Annotated in this window: 10 protein-coding genes; 4 read left to right on the top strand and 6 right to left on the bottom strand. The window is 63.3% G+C overall.

What is annotated here, in order from left to right:
• Positions 1–14: 14 nt before the first annotated feature.
• From AC07OT_RS21315 to pbpC, 5 genes are all read right to left on the bottom strand, one after another.
• Positions 15–572, bottom strand: coding sequence for a DUF4136 domain-containing protein (locus tag AC07OT_RS21315; protein ID WP_027607982.1), 558 nt, complete (start codon positions 570–572; stop codon positions 15–17).
• Between the two features lie 44 nt (positions 573–616).
• Positions 617–1,219: a DUF4136 domain-containing protein gene (locus AC07OT_RS21310; RefSeq protein WP_495108980.1), complete on the bottom strand. Its 603-nt coding sequence runs from the start codon at positions 1,217–1,219 to the stop codon at positions 617–619.
• Positions 1,220–1,243: 24 nt separating this feature from the next.
• On the bottom strand, positions 1,244–1,993 hold the full coding sequence (locus AC07OT_RS21305) for a methyltransferase (protein ID WP_027607984.1): 750 nt from the start codon (positions 1,991–1,993) through the stop codon (positions 1,244–1,246).
• Positions 1,986–2,294 carry a MazG-like family protein gene (locus AC07OT_RS21300; protein WP_115486342.1) on the bottom strand — a complete coding sequence of 103 codons (309 nt, stop codon included), beginning with the start codon at positions 2,292–2,294 and terminating at the stop codon, positions 1,986–1,988. Before AC07OT_RS21300 ends, AC07OT_RS21305 begins: the two co-directional genes overlap by 8 nt.
• Before the next feature lie 98 nt (positions 2,295–2,392).
• Positions 2,393–4,723, bottom strand: coding sequence for a peptidoglycan glycosyltransferase PbpC (pbpC, locus tag AC07OT_RS21295; protein ID WP_495108979.1), 2,331 nt, complete (start codon positions 4,721–4,723; stop codon positions 2,393–2,395).
• Between the two features lie 99 nt (positions 4,724–4,822).
• Here pbpC and AC07OT_RS21290 point away from each other — a divergent pair, with 99 nt between their 5' ends.
• Positions 4,823–5,113, top strand: coding sequence for a hypothetical protein (locus AC07OT_RS21290; RefSeq protein ID WP_115486344.1), 291 nt, complete (start codon positions 4,823–4,825; stop codon positions 5,111–5,113).
• 96 nt (positions 5,114–5,209) lie between these two features.
• Here AC07OT_RS21290 and AC07OT_RS21285 read toward each other — a convergent pair whose 3' ends face one another.
• On the bottom strand, positions 5,210–10,105 hold the full coding sequence (locus AC07OT_RS21285) for an alpha-2-macroglobulin (RefSeq protein ID WP_495108978.1): 4,896 nt from the start codon (positions 10,103–10,105) through the stop codon (positions 5,210–5,212).
• Positions 10,106–10,318: 213 nt separating this feature from the next.
• Here AC07OT_RS21285 and AC07OT_RS21280 point away from each other — a divergent pair, with 213 nt between their 5' ends.
• The 3 genes from AC07OT_RS21280 to AC07OT_RS21270 all read left to right on the top strand — a co-directional run bounded on the left by AC07OT_RS21280 (position 10,319) and on the right by AC07OT_RS21270 (position 12,638).
• Entirely contained in the window at positions 10,319–11,668 is a 1,350-nt protein-coding gene (locus AC07OT_RS21280) for an MATE family efflux transporter (protein WP_065940944.1), read from the top strand.
• A gap of 94 nt (positions 11,669–11,762) precedes the next feature.
• Complete coding sequence (locus AC07OT_RS21275) at positions 11,763–12,194, top strand: hypothetical protein (RefSeq protein ID WP_065940943.1); 432 nt, start codon at positions 11,763–11,765, stop codon at positions 12,192–12,194.
• A gap of 132 nt (positions 12,195–12,326) precedes the next feature.
• Positions 12,327–12,638, top strand: a complete 312-nt coding sequence (locus AC07OT_RS21270; protein ID WP_253493127.1) for a hypothetical protein — start codon at positions 12,327–12,329, stop codon at positions 12,636–12,638.
• Positions 12,639–12,683 lie beyond the last annotated feature (45 nt).

The following is a 12,683-nucleotide window of genomic DNA, read 5'->3' as shown; positions in this document are numbered from 1 at the left end:
GCTCCGGCAGAGGGTCAATGCGGGGGATAGCTGGAGAGGATGCGGGTCACCGTCGTGCGAATCGCGTTATTACGATCCTGGGGGTTGGGCGTGCTGCTCATCATCTGTTCATCACTGCCGCGCCACACCAACTTGCCGTCCTTGCCGTCGAGCAAGTCGATCTGGATGGTCGCCACCTTGTAGGTGATGTTGCGTGTTTCGTTGTACATCGGCCCGCCCCAATAGCCGTTCCACGGGCCGCCCCAGGCGCCGCCATAGTTGGTGGTGACTTGTTGCTGGCGGTCTTCGACGATCAGGTAGGCCTGCACGTTCAGGTCAGCCCGGGTGCCTGCGGCTGCCGGGCGCAGGCCGCGCTGGTCAAGCTGTTCACCCACGGCCTGGCGGATGCGTTGTTCGGTGAGGTCGCTCTTGATCCGCGGATCATCAGGGCGGTATTGCAGCGCCGGGTCTTTCCAGGCCCAGTTGCGGTAGGCGCCGAAGTCGCGGCTGGCATCAAAATCGTGGTTGACCTGGCTGGTCTGGCAACCGCCCAGCAGCACAACAAAAGCTAGCGTAGCGATACGACGAAACATGGTTGATCTCCAACAAGGGACCGGGCTTTAGATGAGAATAGCGGTTAACTCGGAGGATAGGCGGTCATCGCCTTTTGCACGGCCTGGCGCAACGCATCCGAACGCTCGCTGAGGCTGCCCTGGCTGCCGGTTTCCGCGCTGGCACTCCACACCGGCTGGCCGCTGCGGGCGTCGAACAGGTTGACGCGCACCACCACCACTTGAACCTCATAGGTGCGCACAATCGGCACCGAGTTGTACATGCCGTAGCCCGGGCCGTAGCGGTTATAGCCGCCGTATCCGTAGCCGTAATCGTCCTGGACCTGCTTGAGACGCTTCTCCAGGCGCACATCGGCGCTCACCAGCAGGTCCGCCGGGCGGTTGTCGTGCAAGGGCCGCAGGCCGCGCTGGTCAAGGGCGCCGCTGACCGCTTCGGCGATCTGCGCCGAGTCCGCCCAGGCCGTGCCGGCCGGGAGCTGGCCGTTGCGCCAGGCCCAATTGCGGTAGGCGCCATAGTCGCGCACCGGCGCCGGGTAGGCGCTGGCATCAAAGGTCGTGGCCGCCTGCGCGGGCGCAGGTGGCATCGGCGCAGAAGCCGCCACATAAGGGTTGGGGCTGGAGCAGGCGCCCAGCCCGAGGGATAACAGGATCAAACAGAGACGACGCATTTCGACCTCCGCAGACTGGGCCGCTTATACCGGACGGCAGATCCAGTGCAAATAACGCCCAAGTCCGGCAAAGCTTGGGTGACGACGGTGAGCGAGTTCCATCTCTACAAGGTCCTTCAAGTCGGCGCGGGCCTGGAATTCCACCGGCATATAGTCGTGAAATACCCGCACGCCACTTTGGCTTTCGACCTGCCAAAGCCCTTCGAGTTGCGCCGCCAATTCCCGCGGGTCGAGGGGCTGTTGCGGGGTCAGGCTCTGCTTTTCGCCGGCCATGTCATTCTTGCGCATCTTGCGGAAATGGCCTTTGAGCAGGTTGCGATAAATCAGCGCATCGCGGTTGTAGAACGCCAGCGACAGCCAGCCCCCGGGCAGCGTCAGCTGATGCAGCACCGGCAGGATCCCGTGGGGTTCGGCCAGCCATTCCAGCACCGCATGGCACAGCACCAGGTCGTAGGGCTCCGTGAGCTGGCCTAGCAGGTCTTGCCACGGCGCGTGGATAAAGGTGGCGTCCTGTCCGGCCTCGGCGAAGCGCTGGCGCGCGCCCTCGAGCATCGGCTCGGCGGGTTCGGCCAGGGTCACCTGATGGCCACGCTCGGCCAGCCACAGCGACATATGCCCCAGGCCCGCGCCGATATCCAGCACGCGTAACGGGCGCTCCGGCAGGGCCTCAGCCAGGTCGGCCTGGAGCACTGCCAGGCGAATCGCGCCTTTTGCACCGCCGTAGATTTTCTCGGCGAAGCGCGTGGCCAACTGGTCGAAATGCCGGTCACTCATGGGTAAACCGCCGCTCGCTGTCGGCCAGTTTGGCGCGCACCACCTCGTTCATGTCCAGGCCCAGCTCGCTGCACAGCAACAGCAGGTACAGCACGATATCGCCCACTTCCTGGCCGGCGTGGGCGAGTTTGTCGGCGGGTAACCGGCGGGACTGGTCTTCGGTGAGCCACTGGAAGATTTCCACCAGTTCGGCCATTTCCACGCTGGCGGCCATGGCCAGGTTCTTCGGGCTGTGGAATGGCTTCCAGTCGTTGGTATCGCGGATGCGGTGCAGGCGTTCGGTGAGGTGTTCGAGGTTCATGGGGGGGGGCTCCTGAATGGGTATAGCTTCAGGGGGATGGAGAGTGAAGGCAAGTGAATAGCGGTGGTGCGACGATTCGACTTGCCGCCGATGAGGCCCTAATCCACCACGCTGAATTCGAGCCGGGCGGTCTGGCCGGCTTCGTCGAGGACGCTGAGTTGGTAACGGCCCAAGCGCTCGAAACTGGCATTGATGCTGTCCTGGTTGGCGCTGTCGCCCATAGGGGCGCCGTTGAGAAACCACCAGCGCCGGCCGCTGCCGCCCAGGGCGGAAAGCTTGAGGCGCAGGGTTTGCTGGCTGGCGGCGGGCAGGCGCAGTTGGTCGCCTTCGCGCACGCCGACAATCGACAGCGGCGAAGACGCCGCCAGCGCCGGTGGCGGGCAATCGGGGTCGGCGGCGGGAATCCGCGCTTCACGGCGCTCGATCCTGGGCAACCATGGCTCCAGCGGTGCGGGCCACAAGGCGATATTTTTAGACACCGCGCCAGGGCAATGGGCATCCACCCTCAAGCCCTTGGCGTTGACCCAGACACTTTCCATCAAGCCGACGCTCAATGGCTGATCCAGCGCCTGCAAGGTCGGCGGCGTGGTGTTGTCCAGGGTCCAGGCAAAGCGCTGGCGGCGGCAATTCGGATCGCTGCGGTTCATGGGCTGGCCCAGCGGCCAACAAATCGCCGCCACGCCGACATTGGTCGGTACCGCCACCACCTGCGCGCTGATACCGCGCTGGCTGTCGCGATTGGTCAGCACATCATGCACCTGCAACATCAGCGGCGCCGCCGAGGCCAAACCGAACTGCCCCGGCACCGGCGTGCCGTCCGGGCGACCGATCCACACACCGATCAAATAGCGCGGCCCCACGCCAATCGCCCAGGCATCGCGAAAACCGTAGCTGGTCCCGGTTTTCCAGGCCAGGACCGGGCGCTGCACCAGTTCGGCACGCGGGTCGCGATCAGGCCGCGCCTGGCCACTGAGGATGCGCCGAACAATCCAGGCGGACCCTGGCGACAGCAAGGGCCGTTCTCTCAGCGTATCGTCCGGCTGTAATCGAAGGGTGGCGCTCCTGCCGTTGCGGGCGAAGGCGCTGTAGCCACTGACCAGATCCTCCAGGCGGCTGCCCGCGCCGCCGAGGATCAGCGCCAGGTTGGGCTCGGCCAACGCCGGCAGGGCCAATGGCACGCCGCCGATGCGCATCTGCGCGGCAAACCGCTTGGGCCCGTAGGCTTCCAGCAACTGCACCGCCGGCAGGTTCAGCGAACTGGACAGCGCCGTGCTCGCCGGCACTGCGCCGGTAAAGCCCATGGAAAAGTTGCCCGGGCGATAATCGCCATAACGCCGGGGCACATCCTGCAGCAGCGATTCGGAGTGAATCAGGCCCTCGTCCAGGGCCATGCCATACAGGAACGGCTTCAAGGTAGAGCCCGGCGAACGCAGCGCGCTGATCATGTCCACATGGCCAAAGCGCTTGGCGTCGTTGATGTCCACTGACCCCAGGTAAGCGCGCACGGCCATGTTTTCTTCTTCCACCACCAGGATTGCGGCCGAGGTGTATTCCGGCAACCGCGCACGCCAGCCCAGCAACAGGTCTTCAAGACGGCGTTGCAGGGTGGCATCCAGCGTGGTGCGAATCAGCGGCGGGCTGTCCGGACGGTTCAGGCGGCGGGCAAGCAGCGGCGCCAGGCTCGGCTCCAGGCGCGGGGCGAGCAGCAACGGCTCTTCCAGCGCTTCGTCGACGGCCGCTTGTGGCCACACCTGGAACTCGGCGAGGCGGCGCAGTACTTTGTCGCGGGCCTCCTGGGCGCGCTGCGGGTGGCGATCCGGGCGCAGGCGGCTCGGCGCCTGGGGCAATACCGCGAGCAAAGCGGCTTCGGCGTGGGTCAGTTGCGCCGGGGACTTGCCCAGGTACGCCCAGCTGGCGGCCGCCACGCCCTGCAACGTGCCGCCGAACGGCGCGCGGTTCAGGTACAGGTTGAGAATCTGTTCCTTGGACAGGTGCCACTCCAACTGCGCCGTGCGCCACAGTTGGCGCAACTTGCCGTGGAAGGTCCGCGAGTGAGGATCCAGCAGACGCGCCACCTGCATCGACAACGTACTGCCACCCGACACCACCCGCGCGCCCGTCAGGTTCTGCCACGTCGCCCGCACCAGCGCCAACGGGTTAACACCGGGATGCTGATAGAACCAGCGGTCTTCGTAGGTGAGCAGTGCATCCAGGTAATAGGGCGACACTTCGCTGGTTTGCACCGGATAACGCCACACGCCGTTGGCATCGGCAAACCGCCATAACGGCGTGCCATCCTCGGCCAGCACCACCCGCGCCAGGTCGTCCTTGGGCAACGGCAACGGCCAGATACGATCGGCCAGCCACAACAGGGCAATCATCAAGACCAGGCTCGCCAGGGTCCAACGGAGAAGTAAACGCAAATTCAAACGGCGAAACCTCTATGCTTCACAGGAACTCGCCTGGTTGATAAACAACCAAAGGCTCAGTGCAGGCAATTTCGTCCACTCTTTCATCGAGACACACCTATGCAAGTAGACTTTTTCGGATGGTTGGGTCACACACTCGGTCTGATCATCCACTACATCGTCGAATTCTTCAGCGGGCTGTTCAATATGCTCTCCAACGCTGGCGGCGACTTTGTCGGTGGCATGTCCCGAGCATTGGGCATGGACACCTCGATCATCAGCATCCTCACCCTGATCGTCGGCCTGCTGTTTCTGTATTCGGCCGTACGCGCGTTCATGCGTGCCTCAATCATCATCGGGGTGATCTGGCTGATGCTTGGGCTGTGGCTGCTCAGTTGGGTTGTGCACTGAACCCATCTCCTCATCCGTAGATACCGTCTTATCCAACACCGCACAAATCCGTAGGGTTTGCGCGGTGCGGATAAGACGGTATCTGCCAGCGCCGTCTCAGCGTCCTTTGATCACCAGATCCGCCGGCGTTTCCCCCACCGCCTGCCAGTTCGGCCGGTACATCGACTCCACCTGTGGCGGCGGCACGCGGTAAGTGCCCGGTGTCACGGCACGGGCCAGGTACAGCAAGTGCGTGGTGCCATCGCCGTCGAGGTTGATGGCCGCCACGTAACGGTCATCACGAAACTCCTGATGCTTGAGCGCCGCGTTCTGCATCGACTCGCGCCATTCCTTCACCTGGCTGCTGGCGTTTTCCAGGCTGGCCGCGCTTTGTGCAAGGTTCTGGTTTTCCAGCTCCAGGCCCGACGGCAGCAGGTCTACCACCAAGGCATCCGGCACGCGCTGCCTGGCGCTCACCGCCAGATGCACCAGCACCAGGTCGCCGCTATTGAGGTTGCGCAGGTTCAGCGGTTGGCCATTCATGCCCAGGTATTCCCGGCGGATGCTCAGGTTGTCGCCACCCGGTGCCGGTGGCACCTGGGGATAACCCGAGATCGTCAGTTGCTGGTAGACCGGCACATCGCCCTGATTGGTCAGGTTCAGATCGCCAGAAAGCAGCTTGCCTTCCAGGTCCAGCGTCGACTGTTGATTGTTCAGCTCGTGAGCCCCACCGCTGCCATTGAGCAGGACCTTCCAGGCAGACTCGGGCTGGGCGAACCCCAGGCGCCCGGCCAGGAACAGCGAATTGCGCTCCTGGGTCGACAGGTACGGGCTGGCCGCCAATTGGTCCGACAGGGTAAACAAGCGCTCCTCACGCTTGCCCTTGGCCAAGTCGTTTTCTTCCAGCAATGCCAGGATCATCGCCTGATCGCGCAGCGGGCTGCCGTAGTCAGCCAGCCATTCCTTGGCGCTACGTTGCGCCGCCAGGCCGGCCAGCAAGGCTTGATCCGCGCGGGGCTGGTCACCCATCTTTTGTAATGCGATGGACAACTGCACCAACGGCAACCCGGAACGCGCGTCGCTGCGCCGCTCGAAAATACTGCGCAGCGCCCCCAACGGCGCCTGCTGACTGCGCGCCAATACCATGCCGGCGTAGGCCTGCACGGCAAAGCGCGTGTGGTCAGCGTTGTCGCTGTAGTCGACTTCGATCAGGTTGCGCTCCTGCACATAGCGCAGCAGGCGCTCGCTGGCTTTCTTCAGCGCTTCGGGCGGTACCGCAAAGCCCTGGTCACGGGCACGCAACAGGAAGTCGGTGACATAAGCCGTCAGCCAATATTCCTCTTCGCCATCGGCGCCCCACAAACCGAAGCTGCCGTTGTAGCGCTGCATGCCCAGCAGGCGCTCGATGCCCAGCTCGATCTTGCGTTTGCGCTCGGCATCCGGCTCGCCCTTGATGCTCAAGCGTTTGAGCAGCGCGTCGTCGGCGTACAGCGACGGGTACAGACCACTGGCGGTCTGCTCCAGGCACCCATAAGGGTAGGCCTTGAGCGCCGAGATCTGCGCGCCCAGGTTCAGCGGCGGCCGGCTTGACAGGCTCAGCAGCGCCTCACGCCCAGAGGCATCGAATTGATCCAATGCGCCGGCGGGCAGGCTCCACGGCTCGCCCTTGAGCACCGCGCGGTAATGCTTGAGCAACGCCGGGTAGGCCGGGCGCACACCCAGGGTCCATTCGCGGCTGAACGGCGGCAGGTTCTCACCGGGCAGGTCCAGGCCATTGACCGTGACCTTCACCTTGCCTTGACCCAAGCCACCCCAGGCTTTCACCGGGATACGCAGGGTGGCGCGCTGGCCTTGCTTGAGCTCGACGGTTTGCGCGCCGCTGTTGACCAGCTCCAACTGCCCTTCGGCACTCAGTTGCACATCGAGTTTCTGCGCCTTGCCCGACAGGTTGGACAGGTCCAGGGCCAACGTCGTCTGGTCACCGCCGGCGAGGAAGCGCGGGGCCGACAGCTCGGCGATCAGCGGCGCGGCGATCACGGTCTTGCCTTCGGCCATGCCGTAGCGGTCGTCGCTCCAGGCCTGGGCCATCAGGCGCAGTTCGCCGTTGAAGTCGGGGATGTTGACGCTGACTTCACCCTCGCCCTGCTCATTCAAGGTCACCGGCGCGCTTTGCAGGGCGACGATGGTCACACTGGTGTCCGGACGCTTGCCGCCCTTGGCCAGCGCGGCGTCACCCCCAAAGGCCAGGCTGGCCAGGCGGCCCTGCCCGGCTTCGATCAACTGGCCGTAGATATCGAACTGGTCCACGCCATAGGCCTTGCGGCCGAACAGGCTGGAGTACGGGTCCGGCGTCGGGTATTCGGTGATATTGAGGATGCCCACGTCCACCGCCGCCACCAGCACGTGCACCTGTTTCGGCACGCTGCCATCGGCGTTTTTGGCGGCGATCTTCACCGTCAGCGGTTGCTTGGGGCGCATTTTTTCCGGCGCGGCCAGGGTCACGCCAAGCTTGCGTTGGGTGCGATCCAGCGGCAGATGCAGCAGGCCTACCGCGCGCTTGGGGGTGATATTGGCTTTGCGCTCGCCGGGACGAATCACCAGGGCGCTGACGTACAGGTCATGGCGCGACCATTTCGGATCAAGCTTCACGGCAAAACTTTTGCCTTCGGCCGGCACGTCGATTTCCTGCCACCACAGCGGCCCTTCGGCGGACTCCACCAGCAGGTAGCCTTTACCGGCCGCCGGCGGCGTGACCGTGACGTTGGCGGTGTCGCCGTCGCCATACGCGGGCTTATCCAGTGCCAGCTTGACCTGATCGGGGCGCACGGCGCCGCCCTCGGTGTTGTCCTGGGCCTGGTAGCCGGCCCAGAAGCGCAGGCTGCTGACCAGACCGGTCTGCGGGTCTTCGACCTCGACGCGGTACGGGCCCCACTCCACCTGGAAGCTGACCTTGGCGGTATCGCCGGCCTTGATGTCCAGGGTCTGTTCGTCGAGGTTGAGGAATTTCTCGTTGTAGTGATAGCTCCAGCCATCGCTGTCCGAGTAATTCCAGTAGTAGTCACGGCGCTCGCGTACCAGGCGGACCTTGAGGTTTTGCGCGGCAAGTTTCTGCCCGTCCTGGTTGGCCAGCAGCACTTCGAATTCTGCCGGGCCGTCGCCATTGGTTTCCTTGCCGTCAAACAGGCCACGCAGGCCCGGCAGTTGCTCGGCGGGCCAGATCGGCTGTACCAGGCGCCGGGTGATCGGCCGCCCGCCCGACTCGTGCAGGCTGGCTTGCACGATCAGTTGCAGGGGGGATTTGGCCTCGGCCCATTTGCTTTCCAGGGTCAGTTCTTCCTGGCCCTTGGCGTCGAGCACGCTTTCGTCGAGCTCGAAGTCCTGGCTCAGTTCCTCTTCGGTGACGGAGCCGAATTGATAGCCCGGCAGCGACTTGACCGCTTCGCGCAGGGGGCGCACATAGACTTGTCCGCTGACGCGATTGCCCGACGCCGGCGCACCATAGAGGTAGCGACCGTTGACCTTGATCACCGGGTTATCCGCCGGGCTCAATGCCGTGTCGCTGCCCTTGAGTTCCAGCGCCAGGCGCTCGGGCAGGAAGTCTTCGACGAGGAACTCATACAGCTGCGGCTTGCCATCGCCCAGGTCGAACACCAACTGCCAGCGTCCGGTCGGGGCTTCGCCGGCCAGCTGCAGTTGATATTGATAGAGGCCGGAGGCGTCGGCATCCCAGACGAACTTGCGGCTCACCTGTTCATCCGGGCGACGCACTTCGACGCTCACTGGCTGCGGCTTGACCGCGTTGCCGTCCTTGTCCCGCAGCAGTGCGTTGAGCAGCACGGTTTCGCCGGGGCGATACAGGTCGCGCGGGCCGAACACAAAGAACTGCAACGGATGGGAAGGTTGGCCGCCGATATCGAACTCGGCCAGATCCAGCGCGGCACTGTCCAGGCGCAGCAGACTGGTCTGCTCACCCTGTTTGGCCAGCAGCACCTGGGCCTTTTTCGGCAACGCCAACTCAGCGTGACCGCCCTTTTCGGTCTTGCCCTGGCCCAGCACACGGCCGTCGGCGTCGAGCACTTCGAGGTCGACGCCATCCAACGCCTTGCCACCTTCCAGCGCCTGGGTAAACACATCCAGGCGATTGGCGTAACGGTGCACCGACAGGCCGATATCGCTCAAGGTAAACAGCGTGGCCGGTTGCGAATAGTTGTAGGTGCCCGAAGCGCGCATCACCGCCAGGTACACGCCCGGTTGCTGCAATTGCTTGAGGCCGGCGATCGGCAGCAGCAGGGTTTCACGGGTATTGCGCGCCGGGTTCAGGTCGAAACGGCCGCCGTAGACCAGGTCGGCCAGGGGCAGCAGTTCGCGGGATTCATAACTTTGCAGGCTGGTATTGCGCCCCCACTGTGCCAGGAACGACGGCAGGGATTCGGGCTTGATACGGAAGAACTCAACGTCGATCTTGTCGACGTTCAACGCGATCACCGGCAGGCCTTCGGCCAGGCGCGTCGGCAACAATGTGCCACGGCTGGCGAAGCCGACGGTGGCTTGCAGGTCACGGGTTTCCAGGCGCGCGATGTACTCGGCGGCGAGCGTGTTGGCGTTGACCGCCTTCACCCCGGCATCCACCGTCAGCACCAGTTTGCGCTGGGGTTCCAGGTGACGCAGGCGCAGCTCCATGAGGTTATCGGACAGCTCCCAGGCGCCATCGACCTTGCCGGACTTGCTGTCGACCAGATGGAGTTTGTCGGCAAACTTCTGCTCCGGGTCCAACGGAATGGAAAAACTCACCGACAAGGTGCTGGCGCCGTCCAACTGCACCTCGGACACGTCCACCACACTCAACTCACGCCCGGCATAACGCTGCTTGAGCGCCGCCACATCCACCGCGGCCTTGGCCGGTTTCGGCGCCGTCGCCACGGTGGGCGCAGGCGGTGCTGCCGGTTTATCGGAAGAATCGCAGGCGCTCAGCAGGGCCAGCGCGCAGGCCAGGAACAATCCTTTGTTAAGCATGGGGCACTCGTAGTCAGAGGGAACCGAGGGGTGAACTATATATCAGCGCCGGCCAAGCCGATGTGGCGCTGGTCACATTGACCGACGGAGGGTGAGTTGGTTCTCAACGGTCTCAAGTCCCAGCCAAATCCCACAGGCATAGGGCTCCATTCCACATTGGCCCTGTTGCGCTGCCAATGGGCGGTTACAATGCCGCTCCCCCAAGGAGCCCGCATGTCCACCTTACTGACCGACTGGCGCGACCGCCCTACCCATCGCCGCGTATGGGCTTTGGCCGCGCCGATGATTCTTTCGAACATCTCCGTGCCGTTGGTGGCACTGGTCGACAGCATGGTCATCGGCCACCTGCCCCACGCCCACCAACTGGGCGCCGTGGCCGTCGGTGCCAGCCTGTATACCTTCCTCGCCTGGGCCATGGGTTTTCTGCGCATGGGTTCCACCGGTTTCGCCGCCCAGGCCGCCGGGCGCAAGGATGGTGCGGCACTGCGACAGATCCTGCTGCAAGGTTTGCTGCTGGCGCTGGGGCTGGCGATGTTGCTGGGGACCGTCGGCATCCCCCTGAGCCATCTGGCCCTGGAATGGATGCAACCGTCCCCCGAACTCAACCAATTGACCCGCGAGTTCTTCCACACCCGCCTGTTCGGCCTGCCCGCCGCCCTGGCCAGCTACGCGCTGGTGGGCTGGTTCCTCGGCACGCAAAACGCCCGGGCGCCATTGGCAATCCTGTTGACCACCAACCTGGTCAACATCGCCCTGAACCTGTGGTTTGTACTGGGCCTGGACTGGGGCGTGGTCGGCTCGGCCCGCGCATCGGTGATCGCCGAATGGACCGGCGCCCTGCTTGGCCTGGCCCTCACGCAAAAAGCCCTGCGCGCCTACCCCGGGCATATCGCCTGGGCCGTGTTGAAACGGTGGCAAAGCTGGCGCCCGTTGCTGGCGGTGAACCGCGACATCTTTATCCGCAGCCTGGCGCTGCAGTCGGTGTTTTTCATGATCACGGTGCAAGGCGCACGCCTGGGCGATGCCACCGTGGCAGCCAATGCTCTATTGCTCAATGGCTTGTTGCTGACCGCTCACGCGCTGGACGGCCTGGCCCACGCGGTCGAAGCCTTGTGCGGACACGCCATCGGCGCCCATGACCGCGCCGCGCTGCGCCGTTCGCTGGTGGTCGCCGGCGGTTGGTCGCTGATCGCCAGTGTGGGGTTTGCTCTGCTGTTCACCTTCGCCGGCCACCTGTTTATTGCCATGCAGACCGATATCCCCAGCGTGCGCGAAACCGCCGATCTCTACCTGCCGTACCTGGCGGTACTGCCGTTGATTGCGGTGTGGAGTTATCTGTTGGATGGGTTGTTTATCGGCGCTACGCGCGCCAAGGAAATGCGCAATGGCATGTTGCTGACGGTGCTAATCCTACTGCCGTTCGCCTGGCTGCTACAGGGGTACGGCAATCACGGCCTGTGGATCAGCTTCCTGCTGTTTATGGCGCTGCGCAGTTTCACCTTGTGGGCCATTGCGTGGCGCCTGAGCAAAAGGAACGAATGGCTCGGCGATTCGACCTGTTAGTTTTCACAGGTTACAAAGATTCAACATGAGAGTTGAATTGGGACGAATGCCCGATCCGGGCAATTACGTTTCAATACGGGCAAGGACGACTCTCATGAACATCAACCCTCCCCTCGGCATCGCTATTGCGCTAATCGCAACCTGGATGCAACCCGTCATGGCGGATGCTGAAAGCAACCCTGACATCACGCCGTCCGGCCAAGTTTTTATCCCCTCGGTCCAAGCGCCTGGTGCAACTCCAGCACCGGCAGCCGAGCTTTCACTCTCCTCGGTTGAGATCTGGAACAACAGCAATTTCCCGATTTACTTAGCCCAAAAAAAGATGAAGCAGCAGACTTTGCCCTCAAGGCAAAAGAGTTCCGATTTGAGCGCCGATAATGATCCGGATCAGAAGCTGAGCCTGAACTTGACCCAAGGGGCTATCAGCCTGACACCAGCCACGAAGGATGCCACCATCAAGTTCATCACCCTGACCCCACAAAATGAAACGTGCAAAAAAACCAGTTATTGCCTGATTGTCCAGTAGGTATCGAATCGGTGGCCCTGCCATTGATAGAAAAGTGCGTGAACTGTTAGTTTTGACAGGTTACAGACCGACATTCCGGGCGTTGAATGACCATGGGTAAAACCCATCCCATAGATTCAAGGAGAGTCGGATATGAACATCACGAAAGCGCTTTGGATCGCTACGGCTTGCACACTGGCGAGCATCGCGGGATGCACCAATGGGCAAGGGCCGAACACTATCGAGGACAGACTGCGTGTTACAAACAGTAGCCGGTCCAATCTGACGCTCTTCCAAGGAACCGAGCGCCACGCCCTCGCTCCAGGTGCAAATATTGAACTGCCCTTTAATAGCCAAAATGTCACGGTGGCGCCCACCACCACCGGTGCCGACAGACTTGACCGGGTTGTCCTTCAATTCAACCCAGGCCAATGCCCGCTCAAGCTCTGCCTGGTCGCGTACTGAACCGCCCACCGATACGACCCGCGAGAAACCCCGCGCGTCGTTCAA

The organism is Pseudomonas sp. GW821-FHT09C10, assembly GCF_059418085.1.
Note: the sequence above shows the minus strand (reverse complement) of the source record. Positions and strands in the feature narration are given on the sequence as shown.